The 23,522-nt window shown below is 66.2% G+C and carries 14 protein-coding genes; 11 read left to right on the top strand and 3 right to left on the bottom strand.

Annotated elements, in window-relative coordinates; genetic code table 11:
* Positions 1 to 2 precede the first annotated feature (2 nt).
* The 4 genes from HGB51_RS07850 (at position 3) to HGB51_RS07835 (ending at position 6,189) form a co-directional block, all read left to right on the top strand.
* Entirely contained in the window at positions 3 to 1,031 is a 1,029-nt protein-coding gene (locus tag HGB51_RS07850; RefSeq protein WP_070209642.1) for an SIS domain-containing protein, read from the top strand.
* Positions 1,031 to 2,179, top strand: a complete 1,149-nt coding sequence (gene nagA, locus HGB51_RS07845; RefSeq protein WP_171966777.1) for an N-acetylglucosamine-6-phosphate deacetylase — start codon at positions 1,031 to 1,033, stop codon at positions 2,177 to 2,179. The genes HGB51_RS07850 and nagA overlap by 1 nt, the downstream gene beginning before the upstream one ends.
* Positions 2,176 to 3,243, top strand: coding sequence for an acyltransferase family protein (locus HGB51_RS07840; protein ID WP_070209657.1), 1,068 nt, complete (start codon positions 2,176 to 2,178; stop codon positions 3,241 to 3,243). The genes nagA and HGB51_RS07840 overlap by 4 nt, the downstream gene beginning before the upstream one ends.
* 120 nt (positions 3,244 to 3,363) lie before the next feature.
* A complete protein-coding gene (locus HGB51_RS07835; protein WP_171966776.1) occupies positions 3,364 to 6,189 on the top strand; it encodes an autotransporter family protein in 2,826 nt (941 codons plus the stop codon).
* Positions 6,190 to 6,577: 388 nt separating this feature from the next.
* Here HGB51_RS07835 and HGB51_RS07830 read toward each other — a convergent pair whose 3' ends face one another.
* Positions 6,578 to 7,798 (bottom strand): multifunctional CCA addition/repair protein, encoded by a 1,221-nt coding sequence (locus HGB51_RS07830; protein WP_070209542.1) that lies wholly within the window; start codon positions 7,796 to 7,798, stop codon positions 6,578 to 6,580.
* A 22-nt stretch (positions 7,799 to 7,820) separates the two neighbouring features.
* Positions 7,821 to 9,800 (bottom strand): transglycosylase SLT domain-containing protein, encoded by a 1,980-nt coding sequence (locus HGB51_RS07825; RefSeq protein WP_084739118.1) that lies wholly within the window; start codon positions 9,798 to 9,800, stop codon positions 7,821 to 7,823.
* A 186-nt stretch (positions 9,801 to 9,986) separates the two neighbouring features.
* Between HGB51_RS07825 and HGB51_RS07820 the strand changes: the two genes are divergently transcribed.
* The 5 genes from HGB51_RS07820 to HGB51_RS07805 all read left to right on the top strand — a co-directional run bounded on the left by HGB51_RS07820 (position 9,987) and on the right by HGB51_RS07805 (position 19,552).
* Complete coding sequence (locus HGB51_RS07820) at positions 9,987 to 10,394, top strand: ExbD/TolR family protein (RefSeq protein ID WP_070209539.1); 408 nt, start codon at positions 9,987 to 9,989, stop codon at positions 10,392 to 10,394.
* Between the two features lie 359 nt (positions 10,395 to 10,753).
* Positions 10,754 to 15,418, top strand: coding sequence for an RHS repeat-associated core domain-containing protein (locus tag HGB51_RS07815; RefSeq protein WP_171966775.1), 4,665 nt, complete (start codon positions 10,754 to 10,756; stop codon positions 15,416 to 15,418).
* On the top strand, positions 15,367 to 15,900 hold the full coding sequence (locus HGB51_RS20555) for a YbbD-related protein (RefSeq protein ID WP_484600364.1): 534 nt from the start codon (positions 15,367 to 15,369) through the stop codon (positions 15,898 to 15,900). The genes HGB51_RS07815 and HGB51_RS20555 overlap by 52 nt, the downstream gene beginning before the upstream one ends.
* 70 nt (positions 15,901 to 15,970) lie before the next feature.
* On the top strand, positions 15,971 to 16,444 hold the full coding sequence (locus HGB51_RS07810; protein WP_070208432.1) for a hypothetical protein: 474 nt from the start codon (positions 15,971 to 15,973) through the stop codon (positions 16,442 to 16,444).
* A 237-nt stretch (positions 16,445 to 16,681) separates the two neighbouring features.
* Positions 16,682 to 19,552, top strand: coding sequence for a TonB-dependent receptor (locus HGB51_RS07805; RefSeq protein WP_070208433.1), 2,871 nt, complete (start codon positions 16,682 to 16,684; stop codon positions 19,550 to 19,552).
* A gap of 75 nt (positions 19,553 to 19,627) precedes the next feature.
* Here HGB51_RS07805 and fhuE read toward each other — a convergent pair whose 3' ends face one another.
* On the bottom strand, positions 19,628 to 21,790 hold the full coding sequence (gene fhuE, locus HGB51_RS07800; protein WP_070208449.1) for a ferric-rhodotorulic acid/ferric-coprogen receptor FhuE: 2,163 nt from the start codon (positions 21,788 to 21,790) through the stop codon (positions 19,628 to 19,630).
* A 279-nt stretch (positions 21,791 to 22,069) separates the two neighbouring features.
* Between fhuE and HGB51_RS07795 the strand changes: the two genes are divergently transcribed.
* Together HGB51_RS07795 and HGB51_RS07790 are read left to right on the top strand one after the other, a co-directional pair.
* Positions 22,070 to 22,549 carry a VOC family protein gene (locus HGB51_RS07795; protein WP_070208434.1) on the top strand — a complete coding sequence of 160 codons (480 nt, stop codon included), beginning with the start codon at positions 22,070 to 22,072 and terminating at the stop codon, positions 22,547 to 22,549.
* A gap of 88 nt (positions 22,550 to 22,637) precedes the next feature.
* A complete protein-coding gene (locus HGB51_RS07790; RefSeq protein ID WP_070208435.1) occupies positions 22,638 to 23,516 on the top strand; it encodes an EamA family transporter in 879 nt (292 codons plus the stop codon).
* Positions 23,517 to 23,522: the final 6 nt, after the last annotated feature.

Below are 23,522 nucleotides of genomic sequence, written 5' to 3'. Positions count from 1 at the left end.
GCATGTCCCTGCCAGCCCCGCACGACACCCTGATGTTCCGCGAAGCCGCCGAAGCGGCCGACGTGATCGCCGCGCAGTTCACGCGCAACGAAGCGACGGTGCAGACGCTGGCCGCGACCCTGCGCGCGGCGCCGCCGCCGTTCGTGGTGACCTGCGCGCGCGGCAGCTCGGACCACGCCGCGACCTATGCCAAGTACCTGCTGGAGACGAAGCTCGGCCTGGTGACCGCCTCGGCCTCGCCGTCGGTGGGCTCGGTGTACGAAGCGCCGCTGCAGCTGCGCGGGGCTCTGTACATCGTCATCTCGCAGTCCGGCAAGAGCCCGGACCTGCTGCGCAATGCCGAAGCCGCGCGCGCGGCCGGTGCGCGCGTGGTGGCACTGGTCAACGTGGAAGATTCGCCGCTGGCCCAGCTGGCCGAAACGGTGATTCCGCTCGGCGCGGGCGCCGAACGCAGCGTGGCGGCAACCAAGAGCTACCTGGCCTCGCTGTCGGCGATCCTGCAGCTTGTCGCGTACTGGAGCCAGGATGCCGGCCTGGTCGCCTCGCTGAAGGCCCTGCCCGATGCATTGCGCCAGGCCTGGAACAGCGACTGGTCGGCGCTGACCGACGGCCTTGTGCCGGCGCACAACCTGTTCGTGGTCGGCCGCGGCCTGGGCCTGGGCGCGGCGCAGGAAGCCGCATTGAAGTTCAAGGAAACCTGCGGCCTGCACGCCGAGGCCTACAGCTCGGCCGAGGTCAAGCACGGCCCGATGGCGCTGGTCGGGCCGGGCTTCCCGGTGCTCGCCTTCGCCCAGCCGGACGAAACCGGCGCCGGCACCCGTGCGGTGGCCGCCGAGTTCGCCGCGCGCGCTGCGCAGGTGTGGCTGGCCGCGCCGGACGGCGACCTGCCATTGCCGCAGGCACCGCATCCGGCCTGCGCGCCGCTGCTGACCGTGCAGGCGTTCTACCGCGCGATCAACGCGCTGGCGCTGCGTCGTGGCCACAACCCGGACCTGCCGCCGCATTTGAACAAGGTCACGGAGACCGTCTGATGAAGACCGTCCTGCGCAATGCGCGCGTGCTCACCGCTGACGGCTTCCGCGACGATCTGGCGGTGGTCATCGAAGCGGGGCGGATCAGCGCGCTGCTGCCGGACGCGGCGCCGCAGCTGGGCAGCGCGGACGAGCAGGTCGACCTCGGTGGCGGCTGGCTGCTGCCGGGCTTCATCGATGCGCAGGTCAACGGCGGCGGCGGCGTGCTGTTCAACAACACGCCCGACGTGGACAGCCTGCGCACGCTGGCGGCGGCGCACCGCCGCTTCGGCACCACCGCGCTGCTGCCGACCCTGATCAGCGACGACGTGCAGGTGATGCGCACCGCGATCGACGCCACCCGCATCGCGATCGAGCAGGGCGTGCCCGGCGTGATCGGCATCCATCTGGAAGGGCCGTACATCGCACCGGGACGCAAGGGCACCCACGATGCCAGCAAATTCCGCGTGCCCGATGCCGACGAGATCGCACTCGCGGCCTCGCTCGACAACGGCGTGACCCTGCTGACCCTGGCGCCCGAGCGGGTGCCGCTGGACAGCATCCGCGCGCTGGTCGAGCGCGGGGTCATCGTCGCCGCCGGGCATACCGCGGCCACGTATGAAGAAGCGCGTGCCGGGCTGGACGCCGGCGTCCGCGGTTTCACCCACCTGTACAACGCGATGTCGCCGTTGACCGGGCGCGAACCCGGTGCGGTCGGCGCGGCGCTGGAAGACCGCGACAGCTGGATCGGCATCATCGCCGACGGCGTGCACGTGCATCCCGGCAGCCTGCGCGTGGCGCTGGCGGCCAAGCCCGCGGGCAAGGTCATGCTGGTCACCGACGCGATGTCGCCGGTGGGCGCCGACAGCCCCAGTTTCGAGCTGTATGGCGAAGTAATCACTGTGGTCGATGGCGTTGTCCGCAACGCGGCCGGCGCGCTCGCCGGGTCGGCGCTGGACATGGTCACCGCCGTGCGCAACGCGGTGAACCTGCTTGGCCTGCCGCTGGACGAAGCCGCGCGCATGGCCTCGCGCTACCCGGCGCAGTTCCTCAACGTGGACGACCGCCTGGGCGAGATCGCCGAAGGCTACCATGCCGACCTGGTGCTGCTCGACGACGCGCTGCAGGTGCGTGCGACCTGGATCGCCGGCCAGCGCGAGGACGCATGAACACCTCCGCATCGGTGCGCATGGGCTCCATCGACGCCCTGCGCGGACTGACCGTGGCTGCGATGCTGCTGGTCAACAACCCGGGCGACTGGGGCCACGTGTATGCGCCGCTGCTGCATGCGGACTGGCACGGGTTCACCCCCACCGACCTGATCTTCCCGCTGTTCCTGTTCATTGCCGGCGTGTCGATGGCCTGGAGCCTGGTGCCGCGTGCAGTGGACCCGCTGCTGCGCCCGGCGCTGGGACGCACGCTGCTGCAGCGTGCACTGCGCATCCTGATCGCCGGCGCGCTGCTGCACGTGCTGGCCTGGTGGCTGTTCGAGCTGCCGGCGTACCGGCTGTGGGGCGTGCTGCAGCGGATCGCGGTGTGCGTGGCGGTTGTGGGCCTGCTGGCGATCCATGCGCGTGCACGCACGCACTGGCTGGTGCTGGTTGGGTTGCTGCTGGGCTACACCGCGTTGCTGCTCGGTGCCGACACGCTGGCGCCGTGGCACAACCCGGTGAGCCGCGTGGACACCGCGTTGTTCGCGCCGTTCCTGTACAAGTACGACGCGATCACCAAACTCGGCCATGACCCCGAAGGCCTGCTCAGCAGTGCCGGCGCGATCGCCACCACGCTGCTGGGACTGATCGCCGGCAGCTGGCTGCGGGCAGGGCGGCGCGGTGCGCTCGCCGGGCTGGCGCTGGTCGGGCTGGGCGCCGGATTGCTGCTCGCGGCGGTGCTGCCGTTCAACAAGAACCTGTGGACGCCCAGCTACGTGCTGTGGACCGGCGGGCTGTCGATCCTGGCGCTGCTGCTGGCGCACCAGCTCATCGACCGCTGGGACTGGCCGGCGATCGGGCGCCGCTTCGGCGTCAACGCGATTGCCGCCTATCTCGGTTCGTCGGTGATGGCGCTGGTGCTGATCGCCAGCGGTGCGTGGGCGGCGTGCTTCGCCGGGCTGCTCTCGCTGATGCCCGCGGCGCCGAAGCTCGCCTCGCTGTCGTGCGCGCTGGGATTCGTCGCGTTCTGGTGGTGCGTGGTGTGGCTGCTTGATCGACGCCGCGTTTATTTCAAGATCTGACCCGCGCATTTTTTGACGTGGCCATCACGCCAGTGGACAGACAGTAGCGTCAGCCGGCCCTGCGGGGGGAACCATAGGTCCGTTGCAATACCCCATTTCATTCGTTGAAAGGGAGGGTGTATGCAACCCCATGCCTCCCTGCCGGCCCGCAACGGGCTGGCCTCTGCTGTTTCGTGCTGCCTCGCCGCCGTGCTGTTGACCGCGTCTGCTCCGGCGTGGGCGGCCTGCGACAACTCCGCACCCACCGCCGGCCAGACCGTGACCTGTTCCACGGCCGCGCCCAATCCGCAGACCACAACGGTCGCCAGCGTGTCCGGCTCGGCCGGGATCACCGTCAACGTGCAGGCCAACGCGCAGCTGGTGGTGCCCACTGGCGCGGCGATCGCGCTGGATGGCGGCGGCGGGCACCGCATCGACAACCGCGGCACGATCACCGGCACCGCCGGTGCCGCCATCCTCAGCAATACCGCCACCACGGTCATCAACCGTGGCGTGATCAGTGGCGGCACCAGCGGCATCATCTTCGGCCTGGGTGCCGACCGGCTGGAGATGCTCGGTGGCAGCATCACCGGCGGCGTGCTGCAGGGCGCAGGCACCGACAGCATGGTGATCAGCGACGGCACCATCGACCGCATCGACCAGGGAGAAGGCGAGGACAGCCTGGAGATCAGCGCCGGCACGGTGACCGGCAGCATCGACCAGAGCCGCGATCCCGACACGTTCGTGATGACCGGCGGCACCGTCGGTGGGCTGGTGCAGGGCGATGGCTTCGACAAATTCCGCATGACCGCCGGCCACATCATCGGCGGTTTCGACGACGGCGATTCGGCCGAGATGACCGGCGGCCGCATCGGCCGGGTCAACATGAAGCTGGACGACAACATCTTCCTGATGTCCGGCGGCAGCATCGACGCCAACCTGGTCACCGGCCTGGGCAAGGACCGGGTCGAACTCTCCGGGGGCGACATCGGCGGCAACATCAGCGTCAGCGGTGGCGACGACATCGTCAAGATCAGCGGCGGCTCGGTGGGCGGCAGCATCCTGCTCAGCGTCGGCAACGACCGCTTCGAATGGACCGGCGGCGGCGTGCTGCGCGGACCGGTGGACTTCGGCGAGGGCAACGACACCGCCACCCTGACCAACCTCACTCCGACCCAGATGAGTGCGCTGCCGCTGTTCGACGCCGGCCCGGGCACCGACCGGCTGGACATGCTCAACGTCAAGACCGGCGGCGTGGCACGGTTCGCCAACTGGGAGCAGGTCAATGCCACGCGCGGCACCGAGCTGACCATGGACGGCACGCTGGCGCTGGGCGACAGCGCCAGCGGCACCGGAGCGCTGCTCATCGACAGCGCCAGTGCGCTGCTGGCCGGTGGCGGCGGCGGACGCGTGGCCGCGTTCACCGCCGGCCAGCTCGCCAACGTGAGCAATGCCGGCCGCATCGAGCTGGGCAACGGCAGCAGTGCGCCTGGCGATACCTTCACCATTGCCGGCAACTACGTCGGCAACGGCGGCACCCTGGCGCTGCAGACGGTGCTGGGCAACGACGCCTCGGCGTCGGACCGGCTGGTGATCGCCGGCGGCAGTGCCACCGGCAATACGATCATGCGCGTCACCAATGTCGGTGGCGGCGGTGCCAGCACCGTGGCCGACGGCATCATGGTGGTGCAGGCCACCAACGGCGGCAGTACCGCCGCAGGCGCGTTCTCGCTGGCCGGCAGCCTGTCGGCGGGTGCGTTCGAGTACTTCCTGTTCAAGGGCGGCGTGAGCGCAGGCACCAGCAACAACTGGTACCTGCGCTCCACCATCGTGCCCGGCCCGGTGCCGGCGCCGGTGGTGGTCGTTCCCGACCCGCCCCCGCCGCCACCGCCGGTGGCGGGCGTGCCACCGGAGCCCCCTCCGCCGCCGGTTCCGGTGCCGGTGCCGAGCCCGATGCAGGTGCCGCCCACCCCGCAGGCGCGTCCACCGCAGATGGCGGTGGTGCCGATCTACCGCGTGGAAACGCCGACCTACGCAGTGATCCCGCCATTGCTGCGCGAGACCAGCATGGCCAGCCTGGGCACCTTCCACGAGCGCCAGGGCGAACAGCGTCTGCTGCGTGGCGAGGGCATCTTCCGTTCGGTGTGGGGTCGCATGATCGGGCAGAGCCACGAGCAGAACTGGGCCGGCGATGCGCAGCCCGGCTTCAATGGCCGCTTTGTCGGCGTGCAGGCCGGCGGCGACCTGTATGCAGACGACGGCGACGTGCGCAACCAGGTCGGGCTCTTCGTCGGGCAGACCCGCGCCAAGGGCAATGTCACCGGCTTCGCGCTGGGCTGGGAGAATGTCGATGTCGGCCGCTCGCGGCTGGACGACAAGCACGTGGGCCTGTCCTACACGCGGGTCGGCAGCGCCAACGGCTACCTCGATGCGGTGCTGATGCGCAGCCGCTACGACGGCGACAGCGTCTCCAGCCGCGGCATCGGCGTGGACATGAAGGGCGACGGCACCACCGCCTCGCTCGAAGTGGGCAAGCCGCTGCTGCACTTCGGTAGTTCGGCCTGGTGGCTCGAACCGCAGGCCCAGGTGATCTGGCAGAAGACCCGGATCGACGACACCCGCGATGCGCTGTCGGTGCTGCGGGTGGACAACGACGATGCCTGGACCGCGCGGATCGGGCTGCGCCTGGCGGGCGACTACATGTTGGTCGACAACGGCTGGCAACCCTACTTCAAGCTCAACTACTGGCGCGCGTTCAGCGGCGAGGACCGGATCGACATCGGCGGGGACCCGCTGATGAGCGAGCAGAGCTATCGCGCCCTGGAAGTCGGTCTCGGCGTGGTCGCGCGCTACAACGCCAACATCAGTGCGTTCGCGGTGGCCGACTACACCCGCGACCTGGACAGCCACCGGTTGAAGGAGCGGCGGGTGATCGAAGGAAACATCGGGCTGCGCGTGGACTTCTGACCGCCCCGCTGGCGGGGCGGGGTGTTGCTATTGGTGTACGCTTTCCGGATGCGAACCAAGCCCAATGCCCAGCCCAATCACCGCTCGCGCCTGTCCGATGCCACCTCGGTCCGTTCATCCGGTGCAGGTGGCTTGTTCGTGGTGCGTCCGTAGCCGCGGGATCTGGAAATCAATGAATATCTGGGAGCTGCCTTGGTAGGGTCGCATCCCAATCGACCGCCGGGAAACTGGCCGCGTTCGGTGGGGCATGACCTCCGGTGCAGGCACGCGCTTCCTTCGGCGCAGGTCATGCGTTACCGGATGTGGAAACGCTGAGGGCGGTTGTTCGGGAACCAACCCTACCGGTGCCACGCAAACGTTGAGACCCTGCACCGATGGAATCGGGTGCTCAGCGCGCTGCAGCGATCGCCTTGACCCGTGCCCGGGCCAGGGCTTCGCCGATGGCGGGGCCCTTCAGATGGGTCACGTCCAGGTCGCGCGCCTGCACTGACAGCGCGGCCTGGTGCAGGCGCTTCAACGTCTCGCCCTGCGGGTAGGGACGGTCCTCGAACCCGAGCCGGCCACGGGCGTCGGCTTCGCAGCACACCGCGATGCGCGCGATGCGCTCCGGGCGGCGGAAGCCGTCGAAGCGGCCCAGCAGCTCCAGCACGGTGGCATCGCGCAGTTCGTCGATGCGGTGCACGTTGAGATGGTCGCGGCACACCGCTTCAGCGAGCTGGCGATGATCCAGCGGAACTTTCAACCGCTCGCACAGCGCCCGCAGCGGGGCCAGGCCGCGTTGTTCGTGCATCACGTGGCGCGGCCACTCCGCCTGCGGCGTCAGCGCCTTGCCGAGGTCGTGGGTGAGCGCGGCGAAGCCCACCTGATCATCGCCCGGGGCCAGCTGCGCGGCCTTGTCGCTGACCATTTCCTGGTGCACGCCGGTGTCCACTTCCGGGTGGTACTCGGCCCGCTGCGGCACGCCATACAGTGCCTCCAGTTCCGGCAGCACCGCGCCGAGCGCACCGGCGTCGTGCAGGGTGCGCAGGAACGCCGACGGCTGCGCCGAGCCGAGTACGCGGCGCAGTTCCTGCCACACACGTTCGGGCACCAGCGCATCGAGTTCGCCGCTTTCGGCGATCTGCCGCATCAGCTGCAGCGTTTCCGGCGCCACGGTAAAGCCCAGCGGGGCGAAGCGCGCCATGAAGCGTGCCGCACGCAGCACGCGCAGCGGATCTTCGACGAAGGCCGGCCCGACATGGCGCAGCACGCGCTGTTCAATGTCGCGCACGCCGCCGTAGGGGTCGACCAGGGTGCCGGTGGCCTCGTCGCAGGCAATCGCGTTGATGGTGAAATCGCGACGCTGCAGGTCTTCTTCCAGCGTCACCGACGGGTCGGCGTCCACCACGAAGCCGCGATAGCCGCGTCCGGACTTGCGCTCGGTGCGCGCCAGCGCGTATTCCTCACCGCTGTCGGGGTGCAGGAACACCGGGAAGTCCTTGCCGACCGCCTTGTAGCCCTGCGCTTCCATTTCCGCCTGGGTGGCACCGACCACCACCCAGTCGCGGTCGCCGGGCGAGCGCTGCAGCAGGCGGTCGCGCACCGCGCCGCCAACGAGATAGATCTTCATGGCCGCAATCATGCCATGCCGGTCATTCGCTGGTTTTGTCGGCGTCGGCCGGGCAGGTGAGTGCCTTGCGCTTGGCCTGCAACCGCCCGTTCATGCGGTCGGTCACCGGCAGCGCGTCGCCGTTCAAGCGCCAGTCGTAGATCACGCTGAAGGCCAGGATGCGCGCCACGTACTCCCGGGTTTCCTTGTAGCTGATGGTCTCGATCCAGATATCCGGGTCGAAGCCCGGGCGCTGCGCCTGCCAGCGTGCGGTCGGGGTCGGGCCGGCGTTGTACGCGGCGATGGTCACGTAGGGCAGGCCGTCGTATTTGTTCATCAGCTGGCGCAGGTAGGCGGTGCCCAGCGCGATGTTGGTGTCGGGGTCATACAGGCTGGCGGCGCCGCCGTAGCCGGACAGCCCGATGTTCTTGGCGACGCTGGCCCCGGTCGCCGGCAGAACCTGCATCAGGCCCATCGCGTTGGCCGGCGAACGCGCCTTCGGATTGAAGATGCTCTCGGCGCGGATCTCCGCCGCCACCCAGGCCGGGTCGATCGCGTTGCGCGCCGATTCGCGGCGGATCGCATCGTCGTGGTGCAGCGGGAAGCGCAGGCTGTACAGGCGCTGCTCGTCCGGGGTCTTGCCCAGCGAGAACACCGCGCGGTCGAACCATCCATTGTCGCGCGCAACTTCCACCGCGATGCGGCGCTGGGTGGTGTCGAAGCGGGTCAGCGCGTCGTTCCATTCGGCCACGGCCCAGCCGGAGCGTTCGATCTTGAACAGCTCCATCGCGCGCACGATCGCCGGGTCGCGGGCAACCGCGGCCTGCGCCTGCGCGCTGTCGTTCGGCTCCAGGGGGCACAGCGTGTACGTGTTCTGGCCCAGCTGGTCGGCGGCCAGGAAGCCGTGGAAGGTGGCCGAGCGCGCAGCTTCGCGGAACAGCGGCAGCGCCTCGTTGCGCTTGCCGGTCTTGTCCAGCATGCGCGCCTCGAAGTAGCGCCAGCGCGAGTCGCTGCGCTGCTTCGGGCCCATCTTGCGGATCGCGGCCAGCGTGGCCGGCCAGTCGCCCCGCGACATCGCCTCGCGCGCGCGCCACTCGTGCAGGCGTTCGTCATAGGCCGAATCGGGCACGGCATTGAGCCGGCGCGCCGAATCCGGCCCGTACGAGGCCACCGTCCACAGCGCGATCTGATATTTCACCTCGGCCTGCTGGGCGGCGCTGAGCTGCAGCGCGTCGGCATACTGCGGCAGCTGCCGCTCGGTGGCATCCGGGTCGGCCTTCGCCAGCTTGGCCAGGCCGTCGGTGGCGATGCGCCGGCTGCGCTCGTTGCGAGGCCAGTTCAGGGCGCTGGCGTTGGGCGTGTCGACGAACGCCGCGTAGGTGTTTGCCAGCGCCAGGTCGGCGGCGGGCAGGCCGCGCGCGGCGCTGCGCATCACCGCCGGCTGCTGGGCGTCGGCGGCGGCGTCAATGCGCGCCCAGCGCAGGTCCGCACTCAGTCCACCCTTCGCATCCAGCACCGCGAATACCGGGTCGCAGGCGTCGGGCAGCGACTTGCCGGTGCTGCGCCAGATCGCCTGGGCGTCGCTCACCCACTGGGCGTCGGCCTTGCCGGTGGCCTGGCGCGCGTTGAGCTGCGCGCAGCGCAGGCCGACGTTGTCGGTCGGCGCCCAGTTGGCGAGCAGGGTCGGCCAGTCTTCGCGGCGGGCCACCGCCGGCAGCCACACGCTGCGGAAACTGCTGGCCACGGCTTGGCCGTTGTAGCGCTTCAGGAAGTCCTGGGCCTGCGCGGTGGTCACCGTGTCGATGTTGCGGCGCAGGTTGGCGTACTCCAGCCACGGGTACAGCGGGTGCTTGACCAGCGCTGCGGCCTGGGCCGGATCGAACTGGCCGCGTTCGGCATTGTCGATGGCCGCCTTCATCTGCGCGCGCTGCGCGTCCAGGTTCTGGGCACCGGCCGCAGCGCTCAGCCCAAGACAGGCGAGCAGGGGGACGGCGCTGAGGATATGCAGGGGGAATCGGTTCATGCCGAAAGCATAGCGGGCGTCAGTGAACGTCGGTGAGGGTAAGCCAACTCCATGATGAACGGCACCCGTCGCCGCCCTGAATGGGCGCGTCCAACGGGCGTACTGTCGGAGTCGCACCACACGCAGGGAACCGGTAGCGCCGGCCGTTGGCCGGCCCTCGCAATGTCACCCGACAAGGAGCACCCCATGGCCTTCACCGCAGCAGGCAAGTCCGGCCCCCTGGCCGAGATCAACGTCACTCCGCTGGTCGATGTAATGCTGGTGTTGCTGATCATCTTCATCGTGACTGCCCCGATGGTCTCGATGCCCATCCCGATCAACCTGCCGCAACCGACCACGATCGTGCCGCCGACCGCACCGCCACCGCCGATCGAACTGCGCGTGGACGCCAGCAACCAGGTCAGCTGGAACGGCCAGATGGTAGCGGTGTCTTCCCTGCAGCAGCGCATGCAGGACCTCGCCCAGGCCAACACCGGCAACCTGCCGGAGCTGCGCATCGCCACCGACCCGAACGCCGAATACGACGTGATGGCCAAGGTGCTGGCAGCCGCCAACAACGCGCACATGGAAAAGATCGCGTTCGTGCGGCCGTGATGGACCGGGATGGCCGGGAACATCTTTGGCCATTCCGGATTGGTAGAGCCACGCCCTGCGTGGCTGAAATGCCGAGCGGAGACGCCGACCGGGACAGCCACGCAGGGCGTGGCTCTACCAACCCCATCGCGGTGTAAGCGGAGCCCTTGCGATCCCAAGGGAAATGCCCAACGCCCCAGTAAGGTAATTCCTCAAAATTCCATTTAGTGCACCGGCACACACTTTTCGCCTTGCGCCGAACTGTTGCACCGCGCATAAACCTCCCTGTCACGCACCGCCTGCAGTCTCGGTGTACGCGGTGACGCCCGAATGATGTTTCCAGTCAAACGCGCAGTCCGCCTCCAGGAAGGAGTACAGGGATGTCCAGCTTTACCTCGATCCGCGCGCATCAACGCGCTCTCGTCGCTCTTGCTGCACTTGCATCCACCTCATTCGCGCATGCGCAGGAAGTGGAAAAGAAATGGGAGACGATGGCCGCTTTCGGCCAGCCCAGGAACACCGAGAGCGAAGTCCAGGATGCGATTGAGAACATCTACGCCTCCTACCAGTCTGGCGGTCCCTTCAAGTGGCACGTCGCCAGGCAGATAGTCGCCGCGGACAAGGTCCTATACGACTACCAGATCCAACCGGAGGCGCTGCAACGCACCGACTGGTCCTACACCTTCAACTTCCAGCAGTATCCGACCGAAGACGCCCTGGTCGCTGCGATCAAGGCCGCGTACGTGTCGTCTCCGCAGTGTCCAGCAACGCAGGTAACGCCGGGGACCTGGACCGGCATCCCCGGCGGCGGTGCAGGCGCTGGACCTGACGGCAGCAACACTGGCGAAGACACCAACCATGCAGTGGTGGTGCAGTCCCACGACGCGACTGCCGGCACATGCGCTCCAACCTCGGCCACGCAGTATGTACAGCGCACTCGCACGGTAAAGTGTCCGAACACCAACATCATGGCTTGGCGTCCGGACCTGGACGCATGCGGCATGGACCCCATCCAGGAGCAAAGCAGCGCACAGCTGCGCACCTACTCCAGTTCGCCACTGACCAACCAGTGCCCGGTGGGAAACCCGTGCGAACCAACCACCGGCAACAAGTCGCAGCCTGAGCCGGATCTCGACTATGGCTGGATCCAATTCATCCGTTACTTCCAGTCCATGACTTCCACGGCAGGTGGCGCATTTGGCCAAGGCTGGACGCACTCGCACAACCTGCGCCTGGCCATCGGCACCGACCCCACCACCTTCCCGCCAGACACGCAACTCATGGTGGGTCTGATCCAGGCCGATGGCTCGCACGGCGCATTCCAGGCGGCAGGCGCTGCATACGAGGCCGTCGACGGCAGCGGAGACCGCATTGTCCGGCAGGGCAGCGAGTGGCAGCTTGACCGCGCCGACGAGGTGCTGACATTCAGCGAGGACGGCCGTCTGAAGTCACGCGCCCGCGAAGACGGTACGACCCTGAGCTATGCGTACGACCTTCTGGGCCGACTGGGTTCCATCACCCATACAAATGGCCGCGCGCTGGTCCTGCACTACGACGCTCCACAAGGCGCCGACCTAATCAGCGCACTCTCGGTGGCCGGGCAGGTGGTGACGTCCTACACCTACAGTTTGAATGCACAGGTGGCTACTGCTACCCATGCCGATGGCGCCACGCGTGTCTATCACTACGAAGACACGCGGTTTCCCCTGTACCTCACCGGTGTTACGGCCGAGGACAACCGCCGCTTCGGATGGTACGCCTACGATGCCAAGGGTCGCGTGACCTGCAGCCGCCATTCCAGCGACTGCAGCCAAGCGGATGTGGGAATAGATGGCACCCGCCTGGCCTACACCGCCGCAGGTGCCACCGTCGTTACCGATGCCCTTGGTCACGTCACCACCTATGGCCTCACTGCGACCGCCGCCGGAGGATATCCGCGCAAGGTCACCGGGCTCACCGATAGCCAAGGCGCCACCAGCCGCTCGTATTACCCAACTTCCCAGGATTTTCGCCGAAGGCTGGACACTGCTACCGACCGTCGGGGCGTTCAGACCAAGTACGCTTATGGTGCTGGCACAGACCCCATAGGAGGACAGCCGGTCAACGTCCGGACCACGACCGAGGCTGTCGGTCTGCCGGAGCAGCGCATCATCGAGACCCACACGGACGTGACCAGCAACCGGGTGATGCTGAGCCGGATTGGCAATCGCGAAACGCGTGCAACCCGCAACGCTCGCCTGCAGCCGGCAACGATTGCAGTACGGGACATCGCTTCCAATGAGGTTCTCACCACCACCCTGAGCTACTGCGAGGCGGCCGATGTGGCTGCTGCAGGAACCTGCCCGGTGCTGGGCCTCCTCAAGCAGGTAGACGGGCCGCGCACCGAAGTCGATGACGTAGTCACCTACGCCTACTACGCGGCCGACGACGCCGGCTGCGCGCCCGGCAGTGCCGGCACTTGCAACTTTCGCAAAGGTGACCTGCTGAGCGTGACAAATGCCATGGGGCACAGCGCAAGAACACTGTCCTACACCTCCCTCGGGCTTCCGCTCTCGGTAGTGGACAGCAACGGCGTCATCACTGACTTCACATACCATCCGCGCGGCTGGCCTGCCTCGGTCACGGTACGCGGAGACACCCCTTCCGCCAATCGCACCACCCAGATCAGCTACTGGCCGACCGGCCAGGTGCAGGAAGTCATCGAGCCGGATGGCAGCACGGTCACCTATGTCTATGACGCGGCGCAACGCCTCACCGATATTGCCGACAACGCTGGCAACACCCTCCACTACACCTTGGACGACGCCGGTAACCGCCTCAAGGAAGACACCGTGGATGCCGCTGGCACGCTACGCCGAACGCTGTCCCGCATCTACAATTCCCTGGGTGAGCTGACAGCGCTCAAGGACGCCAACAACCGCGCCACTCTGTTCGCCTACGATCCCGAAGGAAATCCGGCCAGCGTGACCGATGCGCTGCAGCGGGTGACGACCCAGCAACACGACCCCCTGGACAGGTTGGCGCGTACGTTACAGGACGTAGGCGGTATCGAGGCCGAGATACGATCCAGCTACAACGCGCTGGATCAGGTCACGCAGGTAATCGATCCGAAAGGGCTGCACACCACATACGCCTACAACGGCTTCGGAGATCTGACGCGGCAGGTAAGCCCGGACAGCGGTACTACAGGCTTCACCGTAGACGCGGCGGGTAACCGCACGACTCGCACCGATGCCCGGGGCATTACCGCCACCTACCACTACGACGCGCTCAACCGCCTGACCGGCATCGCCTATCCGGACCCGAATCTGGACGTCGGCTACACCTACGACGCCGCGCCCGCCGCATGCGAGGCCAGCGAGGGATTCGCTACCGGCAGGCTGGGCCACGTACAGCACGCCGCCGGTAGCACCGCGTACTGCCATGACCGCTTTGGCCAGGTCACGCGCAAGGTCCAGACAGTGAACGGTGTCAGCCAAACCCTGCGCTATGCGTACACCGCTGCCGGCCGTTTGGCGGAGCTGACCTACCCCGATGGCAGCGTCGTTGACCATGTACGCGACATTCTCGGCCGCATCACACAGATTGGCCTGACTCTTCCGGGGCAGGCTCGGCAGGTCGTCGTCACCGACGTTACCTACGCGCCCTTCGGGCCGGCCACGGGCTGGACCTACGGCAACGGACGGCGGCTTCAGCGTCCGGTGGATGCTGACTACCGTCCGCAGGCTGTCCATGACCCATCTCAAGGCGGACTAACCCTGAGCTTTGGCTATGACGTAGTAGGCAATATCACCGAGTTGAAGGACGGCATTGGCAGCACAGGCTTGGCGAAGTATGAATACGACACTTTGGGCCGACTTACCCAAACACAAGATGGTGCCACAAGCACCCCGATTGAAGCCTACACGTACGACGCCACCGGGAACCGGACCTCGCTGACCACTTCGTCCGGCACGATGGCCTACACCTATCCGGTAGACAGTCACCGACTGGTTGCCATCGACGCCGCCCCGCGCAGCTACGACTCCGCCGGGAACACTGTCAGCCTGGAAAGCGGGGAGCTGATATACAACGATGCGAATCGAAGCAGCCAACTCAAGCGCGCCGGTGTGGTGGCGGAAACATACAAGTACAACCATCTTGGCGAGCGCCTGTTGCGCACTGCAAGCGGAGACGACACGCGTGTGACGCTGTACGACGAGGTCGGACAGTGGCTGGGCAATTACAACGAAGAAGGCCAGGCGCTGCAGCAAGCAGTCTGGCTTGGCAGCCATCCGATTGCGTTGATCGAAACCGCCGGACAGGGGGCGCAAAATTTGAGCTACATCCAAACGGACCACTTGGGCACCGCGCGGGTCGCCATTGATCCAGTACGCGATGTCGCGATATGGGAGTGGAGCAGCGAAAGCGAAGTCTTTGGCAACCAAGCGCCCAATATTGACCCAGACGGAGACGGCGCTGTTTATAAGCTCGAACTTCGATTTCCCGGACAGCAGGCTGCAGACGTGAGTCAACTGCACTATAACTACCAGCGTGACTATGACCCCGCTGTTGGGCGTTTCCTGCAGAGCGACCCGATAGGTTTGAAAGGGGGGGTGAATACTTATCTCTATGTAAAGGCTTCGCCCACATCGCTATCTGATAGATTCGGCTTGGAGGCAGTAGGGTCTTTCAACAATGGCGGCACTCCTGTCAAATGGGAGAAAGGATCTCAACCTCCTGTCCTCACGGAGCTCGCGAACGCATTGGATACTCTGCGCGCAAGGGCAAATGATATGGTTGAAAGAAACTTCGTAGGTGCGGATAAGTTCTATCACTGCCTGGCCATGTGTGAAGTCTCCTCGAACGGGGCACTTGATGCGTCGTTCGCAATGTCGGCAGGTATCGCACGTGAGCTGTATCAGCAGCACGTGAAGGGCGAACCGGCGCTGGAATGCGCAGCCGATAACCAGGCTAACGGACAAGGCATAGCGGCGGGGCTTCGCAATCAATCATGTGCTTCATCGTGTGCCTCGCTGATGCCAAGGGGTTTTACGTACCCATGAAGAAATGTCCTCTAAGCCTTGTTGTGGTGTGTTCTTTGATCTCGGGCTGCTCAGCGGTGACTGGATCCGAAGACGTTGTTCATGGACGTTATAGTGACTACTCAGCTGCAAGTGAGATGCGGGCTCTGCAGAACGGTTGGCTTCCAGCGCGTATACCGGTGTCTGCCACGAACATCGAAGAGGCTCACAACATAGATTCAGGAGAAATTTGGATCAGGTTTTCATATGATGAGCGTGGATTCAAAGAGTTCATCGGGCATTGCATCGAGGGTGCGTCGGTGAACTTTCCGGAGTCTCGAAGGAGCGCCAGGGCGGCGGAATGGTGGCCGAGGGAGTTAACTGACGGCGCCGATACCGCATCTCGGTCGAGGTGGACACTCTTCGAATGTCGTGAAATGGATCACGCAGGCTCGCTCTTAGCTGCGGGCGTCGCCGTTGACCGTTCAACTAGAGTGGCGTTCTACTGGGTTGCCAAGAAGTGAATCGTCCGTTCGCTTCGACGAGTACGGATGCGACGCTCTGGAAAGATCAGATAGAAAGCAGAGTTGGGTAATGACTTTCCAGGCGTTTCTTGCACTTGTTCTCCTGATTTCTACCTCCGCATGCAGCAGAAATGAAGTTCGCTATTACGAGAATCTGGCAGAGTTGGGTGGGACGGGTGACGCCTTTATCGTTGCGCAACTGGCTGTCCCCGATGATGCGACGAGCATCCAAGTGACGCGCGGCGCAGGGACTGATCTGTTTCATATCTCCTATCTGACGACCGACCCGCAGTACGCGCGGCTGGCCAAAGACATGCTGCGCATCGACACGGAAGCGAGGGACAGGGCAGTCAGAACGCTGGGGTTCGGGGCATCAATTCCCGCCGACGCGGCACTGCATGCCTGGTGTCGGGACGACTGGCGAGCCGGGCCGCCTCAGGCGTTCGTTGCGAAGGAACTTCTGTTCCTGGCCGACGCGAAGGGCAGGCAGTTCCAGTGGAACACCTTCCACGGACGTGAGCTGACCAGCGACGTCTGTAGATGATGCCGCGTCGCTGTCTCCCACCATACGCAAAGCTCTCTTTGCGTCTGGAGCGTGCTGGCAGTCACTAGACCGTTTGTCTGTCCAGATGCGCCTCTCAATGACGCTCTCGTAAGCTCCCTGCGAAAGTGAAGATTTCATCACACCTTCACCTTTACAGAATGTTTACAAAGGAGACGCTGCCGCGTTTCAAGGGGGATGCGTGGCGGTCCCAGCTAGCCATTCCTTTGGAGAGAGCGAATGAACAACCTGCATTACCGCCCCTTGGCGGCTGCCGTAGCGCTGTGCCTGCTGTCCGTCCCCGCCCTTGCCACCGCGCAGGACGCTCCCCGCACCACCACCGACCTGGACCGGGTGGAGGTCACCGGTACCCGCATCAAGCGCGCCGAGGTCGAAGGCCAGGTGCCGATCCAGACCCTGACCCGCAGCGAGATCGAACGCACCGGTCTCAACTCCATCGGCGAAGTCCTGCAGCAGCTGACCGGCTCCGGTTCGGCGCTCAACGCCAAGTTCAACTCGTCCGGCAACTTCGGTTTCCCGCCTGACGGCAGCGGCGTCGGCGCCGGTTCGGCCCAGGTCGACCTGCGCCATCTCGGTGCCAAGCGCGTGCTGGTGCTGGTCGACGGCATCCGCTGGGTCAACGAATCCTCCGCCTCGGGCGTGGGCGCGGCGACCGACCTCAACACGATTCCGCTGGCCATCGTCGAGCGGATCGAAGTTCTCGAAGACGGCGCGTCCTCGCTGTACGGCTCGGACGCCATCGCCGGCGTGGTCAACATCATCACCCGCCGTGAGTTCGACGGTGGCCAGGTCACCCTGAACTATGGCGAGTACACCAAGGGCGACGGTACCCAGAAGGGCGTGGACCTGGCCTGGGGCACCAGCGGCGACCGTTACACCCTGTTCCTTGGCGCGAGCTGGACCAAGCAGGACGACGTGAAGGCCAGCAGCCGCGAACAGTCGCGCTACCCGATCCCCGGCACCGGCCTGTCGTTCGGCAGCTCGGCCACGCCGACCGGGCGCTTCATGTTCACCGACCCGAACACCGGCATCGCCTACAACATCACCCCGAACAACGGCGCGACCAATCCGACCTTCAACGGCGTGGGCGGTTGCGACCGCACCGACGATTACCACTGCTTCACTACCGCGGACCGCTTCAACTTCGCCGAGTACAACCTGCTGCTCACCCCGTCCGAGCGCAAGGGCATCTTCGGCCAGTTCCGCTTCGACATCACCGACAACGTGCAGTGGTACATCAAGGCGCTGGCCAACCGGCGCGAGTCGACCAACCAGGCCGGTCCGGAACCGCTGTTCTTCGGTCCTGACGGCGCCACCGGCAATCCGCTGGCCGACAACATCGTCATCTCCGCGCTCAACCCGTACAACCCGTTCGGCTTCGACCTGGATTCGGGCAGCAACCTGAGCATGATCGGGCGTCGCCCGGTGGAAGGCGGGCCGCGCATCTTCGAGCAGGAGGTGAACACCACGTACTTCGCCACCGGGTTGACCGGCCTGTTCCAGGCCGCCGACCGCAGCTGGTCGTGGGACGTCAACGGCATGTACAGCAAGAACAAGGCCGAACAGACCAACTTCGGCAGCTACAACATCTACAACGCGAACATCGCGCTGGGTGATCCGGCGGTGTGCGCGGCCACGCCTGGCTGCGTGCCGCTGAACATCTTCGGTGGCCCCGGCACCATCACCCGCCAGATGCTGGACTGGATCCAGCCGGTGGTGCGCGACCGCAGCCAGAACGAACTGAGCCTGTTCACCGCCAACCTGAGCAGCGACCTGTTCACCCTGCCGGCCGGCCCGGTCTCGTTCGCGGCCGGTTACGAGTACCGCAAGTACGAGGGCGAATACCAGCCAGATCCGATCACCGTGCGCGGGCATTACAACGGCGTACCGTCGCTGCCGACGTCCGGTTCGTACGACGTCAATGAAATGTACCTGGAGCTGGCGGTCCCGATCTTCGCCAACAACGCGCTGGGCGAAAAACTCGACCTGAGCCTGGCCGGGCGCTATTCGGACTACTCCACCTTCGGTGGCGAGTTCACGCCGAAGTACGGCCTGCGCTGGCAGGTGACCAACGACTTCGTGCTGCGTACCAGCTATGCCGAAGGCTTCCGCGCACCGTCCATCGGTGAGCTGTATGGTTCGGCCGCGCGTGCAGACCTGCAGCTGTTCGACCCGTGCTCGGTCGGCCTGGGCGGCACGCCGCCGCGCGGCAGTGCGGCCAACTGTGCGGCGCTGGGTGTGCCGGTCGGGTTCCAGCAGGCCAACTCGCAGATCTCGGTCACCACCGGCGGCAACGACCAGCTCGATCCGGAAACCTCGCGCAGCTTCAGTGCAGGCTTCGTGTGGAGCCCGTGGTTCGGCAACAACGCGTCGTGGTCGGAACGCTTCGACGTGGAGGTGACCTTCTACCGCCACAACATCGAAGGCGCGATCCAGGCAATCAACGCGCAGACCCAGCTTGACCTGTGCGTGGACACGCTGGACCCGCTGTACTGCGGCGGCATCACCCGCGCCTCCACCGGTGCGGTCAGCGGCTTCAACAACCGCCTGACCAACCTGGGGTCGATCAAGACCGACGGCTGGGACGTGGACCTGTTCTGGACCCTGCCGCAGAGCGACATCGGCCAGTTCAAGCTGGGCTGGCAGAACACCTTCGTGGGCCGTTACGAGGCCGTGGGTGCTGCGGGCCAGCGGCAGCCGCAGGAACCGGGCGTGGAAGTCACCGACAGCTCGATTCCGGAATGGACCAGCAACGCCTCGCTGAGCTGGAACCTGGGCAACTGGAATGCATCGTGGACGGTGCGGCACATTTCCAAGCTCACCGAAGAGTGCGGCGATGCGGCTGCGTTCCCGGTGTGCAGCGACCAGATGGCCGGTACCAACGAGCTGGCGGCCACCACCTACAATGATTTCCAGGTGGGCTACAAGTTCGACTGGATGAAGGGCCTGCAGCTCAGCGCCGGCTTGAACAATGCGTTCGACAAGGATCCGCCGATCTGCCTGTCGTGCTCGTTGAACGGGTATGACGCGTCGACGTACGACATTCCGCGTGGCCGTTACTGGTACGTGCGCGCGGATCTGCGGTTCTAAGGCTGGAAAGCACAGGGGCGCCGTTGGCGCCCCTGTTTTGCCGGGCAGGGCCCGGCACTACCGTTGGTTCACGCGTCAGAACGACCAGGTGAAGGTGATCGAGCCGTTGCGGCCGTCGCCGTACGCACCGTACCCGTTGATCTGCGAGAAGTATTCCTTGTCGAGCAGGTTGTTGAGGTTGGCCTGCACGCTGAACTGCGGGGCCAGGCGGTAGCGCACGAACGCGCTGACCAGTGCGTAGCCGTCCTGCTCGATACGGCCGTAGGCCGGCACCGGGTAGTAGATCCCGTTCTGCCAGTTCACGCCGCCGCCTACGGTGAGGTCGCTGAGCGACTGCGGGGTGTAGCTGGTGAACAGCTTGATCGTGGTCTGCGGCAGGTTGGTGTTGATGTCCGCGCCGTTGATGTCCTTGGCCACGTAGCGCGAGGCACCGAAGGTGGCGTTCCAGCCGGCCGCCAGTTCGCCGTTGAGCTCCAGCTCGAAGCCACGGCTGACCGTGCCGCGCGCGGCAATGTAGGCGAACTCGTTCGGGCTGCCCTGCACCGGGATGGTGGTGGCCTGGCCGACGTTGTCCTGCTCGATGCGGAACACCGCCAGCGACGCGTTCAGGCGGTTGTCGAACCAGGCCGCCTTGACGCCCACTTCGTAGCTCTTGCCGTCCACCGGATCGAGGTAGCTGCCGTCCTGCTGCTTGAGCGTCTGCGGCTGGAAGATCTCGGTGTAGGCGGCGTAGGTCGACCACGTGTCATTGAGGTCGTAGACCAGGCCGGCGTACGGCGTGCTGACCTTGTGCGAACGGTCGGCGCCTTCGCCCTCGCTCTTCCAGTCGGTGTAGCGCGCGCCCAGGATCAGCTTGAGCGGATCGGCCAGCGACAGGCGGGTGGCGGCATAGCCGGCCTTCTGGGTGATGGTGCCTTCGCTCTGCAGCGGCAGGGTATCCAGCCAGTTGGGTTCCGGGAAGTTGGCAACGCCGGCCAGGTAGTTGTCCAGTGGCGCCCAGCCCATCTGGTAGTCGCCGTAGTTGGCGTAGTCGCGCTTGTTGTAGCTCAGGCCGGCCATCAGCTGGTGCTCGCGGCCGAACAGCTGGAACGGGCCTTCCACGTAGCCGTCCACCGCGTCGACCTTGCGCTCCGTGTTGTAGAAGCCGGCAGACGGGGTGACGCCGGCGCCGGTGACCGGGTCGAGCAGCGACGCGCCGGTGGTCCAGTCGTTGTAGGCGGGGTAGAACAGCTTGTCGTCGGCCTTGGTCTCGTCATGGGTGGCACCCACGCGGACCTTCCAGTCGTTGGCGAAGCCGTGTTCCAGGGTGGCGAACAGGCGCTTGCTGGTGGTGTCCCAGTAGGTCCAGCGCGGGTTGGCGCTGAAGGTCTTGTCGAACGGGGTCGGGCTGCCGTCGGAGAACAGCATCGGGAAGCCGCCCCAGGTCACGCCGTTGGCGCGCTTCTGCTGGTAGTCGTAGCCCACGCTGAGCTGGGTGTCCGGGGTCAGGTCGGCGTCGATGACCGCGTAGCCCAGCGTCTTGTGCTGGTCGTAGCCGTCCATCTGCGATTCGGTGTCCAGGTAGCTGCCGATCACGCGGGCGCGCACCGAACCGCTGGCGTTGAGCGGGGTGGTCACGTCCACGGTGCTGCGGGTGCGGCCCCAGCTGCCCACGTTGACCGAGACGCTGCCGGTGAGTTCGGCGCTGTCGGCGTGCTTGCGGATCAGGTTGACCGAGGCCGACGGGTTGCCCGCGCCGGTGAGCAGGCCGGTGGCGCCGCGCACCACTTCCACCCGGTCGTACAGGGCCAGGTCCAGGCCGGAATCGCCGTAGCTCCAGTTCTGCACCATCTGCGTGGGCAGGTTGTCGTACTGGTAGCTGTCGATATAGAAGCCGCGCGAGTAGAACTCGGTGCGCTCGGTGTCGGACTGGGTGCTGCTCACGCCGGTGGTGTTGGCCAGCACGTCGATGATGTCGTCGAGGTTCTGGTCCTCGATGCGCTGGTGGCTGATGATGCTGACCGACTGCGGAATCTCGCGCGGCGCCAGGTCGAAGCGGGTACCGGCCGAGGTGCGGCGCACGGAGTAGCCTTCGGCGCGCTCGCCCTTGACCACGATCTTGTTCAGGGTGGTGGCGTCGGCAGCGGCGTCTTCGGCGAAGGCCGGGGCGGCGGCCAGGGTGGCCAGCGCGATCAGCAGCGCCTGCGGCAGGCGGCCGTGGGGCAGGGGGCGGGACAGCACAGCGGAAGTTCGGGTCATCAGCGTTTCCTGGGCGACGGCGCGCACCAGGCGGGATCCACGGATGCCGGCGCGCTGCAGAGGGTGGGGGCAGTGCGCGATTGGCGGGTGCGATGAGGCACGGGCTGTGGCAACTGATCGCCGCCGCGCCTCCCTGGCGCGAACGGGATCTGATTATGGTAATGCGAATCAGTCCCATCCGCAATGTCTACCGGTCTCAGACGCGGCGCCACCGGGGGTTAACGGGGTGGGGCCTACCGTGGCGGCACCCGGGTTCGGCCCGTTTCCAGGAATGCCCCGATGATTGCCAAGAACACCCTGTGCCTCTGGTATGACGGCACCGCCGAAGAAGCAGCCGCTTTCTACGCCGCGACGTTTCCGGACAGCGCCGTCAAGGCGGTCCACCGCGCGCCTTCGGACTTTCCCTCCGGCAAGAAGGGCGACGTGCTGACCGTGGAGTTCACGGTGGTCGGCATTCCCTGCATCGGCTTGAACGGCGGCCCTGCGTTCAAGCACAGCGAAGCCTTCTCGTTCCAGATCGCCACTGACGACCAGGCCGAAACCGACCGCCTGTGGAACGCCATCGTCGCCAATGGCGGGCAGGAAAGCGACTGCGGCTGGTGCAAGGACAAATGGGGCCTGTCCTGGCAGATCACCCCGCGGGTACTGACCGAAGCCTTCAACAGCAGCGACCCCGCGGTGGCCAAACGCGCCTTCGAAGCGATGATGACCATGAAGAAGATAGACGTAGCAAAGATAGAGGCTGCGGTGAAAGCGTAGCGACACGCCACGCGTGTCCCGCGAGGTGCCAGGCTGCACGCAGGACACGCATGGCGTGTCGCTACGGGTTTGAGCGTATCCTCTCGCGATGTCCACCTCGCGCCTCTCATCGCTGCTTCCCGTCCTGGCCGTGCTCGGCTCGGTTACCTCTCTCGCCGTGGGCACCTCGTTCGCCAAGCAGCTGTTCCCGCTGATCGGCGCGCAGGGCACCAGCGCGTTGCGCGTGGGCTTCTCCGCGCTGGTGCTGCTGGCGGTGTTCCGGCCGTGGCGTCGGGTCACCTCGCGCGCCGATGCCGGGGCGATCCTGCGCTACGGCGTCACCTTGGGGGTGATGAACCTGCTGTTCTACATGGCGCTGCGCACGATTCCATTCGGCATCGCGGTGGCCATCGAATTCTGCGGGCCGCTGGCGGTGGCGATGTGGTCCTCGCGCCGCCCCATCGACTTCGTCTGGGTCGGCTGTGCGGCGGCGGGCCTGCTGATGCTGTTGCCGCTGGGCCACGGCGAACCGCTGGACCTGGTCGGCGTGCTGTATGCGCTGGGCGCGGCGGTGTGCTGGGCGCTGTACATCATCTTCGGCAAGCGCGCCGGCCACCTGCCGGCCGGGCACACGGTGTCGCTGGGCCTGTGCGCCGCCGCGCTGGTGGTGGTGCCGGTGGGCGTGGCGCATGCGGGTATGGCGTTGCTGGACCCGAAGATCCTGCTGTTCGGGCTGGGTGTGGCGATCGTATCCAGCTCGATTCCGATGTGGCTGGAAATGGCCGCGTTGAAGCGGCTGCCCAAGGAGACCTTCGGCATCCTGATCAGCATGGAGCCGGCGGTGGCCGCGCTGCTGGCGATGGGCCTGCTGGCCGAGCACCTGACCCCGCTGCAGTGGGCGGCGATCGGCTGCACGGTGGTGGCCTCCATCGGCAGCACCGTGACCGCAAAGCGGGCGCCGACACCCCTCCTGGGCGCGCCTGCATGACGTCGT

Origin of the sequence: Stenotrophomonas bentonitica (genome assembly GCF_013185915.1) — a bacterium.
GTDB lineage: Bacteria > Pseudomonadota > Gammaproteobacteria > Xanthomonadales > Xanthomonadaceae > Stenotrophomonas > Stenotrophomonas bentonitica.
The sequence above is the reverse complement of the archived record's forward strand: the minus strand, read 5'-3'. Positions and strand labels throughout refer to the sequence as shown.

Coding starts and splice junctions, on each gene's coding strand:
- nagA (WP_171966777.1), top strand. CDS start 1,031: ATGAAGACCGTCCTGCGCAATGCGCGCGTGCTCACCGCTGACGGCTTC.
- fhuE (WP_070208449.1), bottom strand. CDS start 21,790: ATGACCCGAACTTCCGCTGTGCTGTCCCGCCCCCTGCCCCACGGCCGC.
- HGB51_RS07830 (WP_070209542.1), bottom strand. CDS start 7,798: ATGAAGATCTATCTCGTTGGCGGCGCGGTGCGCGACCGCCTGCTGCAG.
- HGB51_RS07810 (WP_070208432.1), top strand. CDS start 15,971: ATGACTTTCCAGGCGTTTCTTGCACTTGTTCTCCTGATTTCTACCTCC.
- HGB51_RS07840 (WP_070209657.1), top strand. CDS start 2,176: ATGAACACCTCCGCATCGGTGCGCATGGGCTCCATCGACGCCCTGCGC.
- HGB51_RS07825 (WP_084739118.1), bottom strand. CDS start 9,800: ATGAACCGATTCCCCCTGCATATCCTCAGCGCCGTCCCCCTGCTCGCC.
- HGB51_RS07805 (WP_070208433.1), top strand. CDS start 16,682: ATGAACAACCTGCATTACCGCCCCTTGGCGGCTGCCGTAGCGCTGTGC.
- HGB51_RS20555 (WP_484600364.1), top strand. CDS start 15,367: ATGTGCTTCATCGTGTGCCTCGCTGATGCCAAGGGGTTTTACGTACCC.
- HGB51_RS07790 (WP_070208435.1), top strand. CDS start 22,638: ATGTCCACCTCGCGCCTCTCATCGCTGCTTCCCGTCCTGGCCGTGCTC.
- HGB51_RS07815 (WP_171966775.1), top strand. CDS start 10,754: ATGTCCAGCTTTACCTCGATCCGCGCGCATCAACGCGCTCTCGTCGCT.
- HGB51_RS07795 (WP_070208434.1), top strand. CDS start 22,070: ATGATTGCCAAGAACACCCTGTGCCTCTGGTATGACGGCACCGCCGAA.
- HGB51_RS07835 (WP_171966776.1), top strand. CDS start 3,364: ATGCAACCCCATGCCTCCCTGCCGGCCCGCAACGGGCTGGCCTCTGCT.
- HGB51_RS07850 (WP_070209642.1), top strand. CDS start 3: ATGTCCCTGCCAGCCCCGCACGACACCCTGATGTTCCGCGAAGCCGCC.
- HGB51_RS07820 (WP_070209539.1), top strand. CDS start 9,987: ATGGCCTTCACCGCAGCAGGCAAGTCCGGCCCCCTGGCCGAGATCAAC.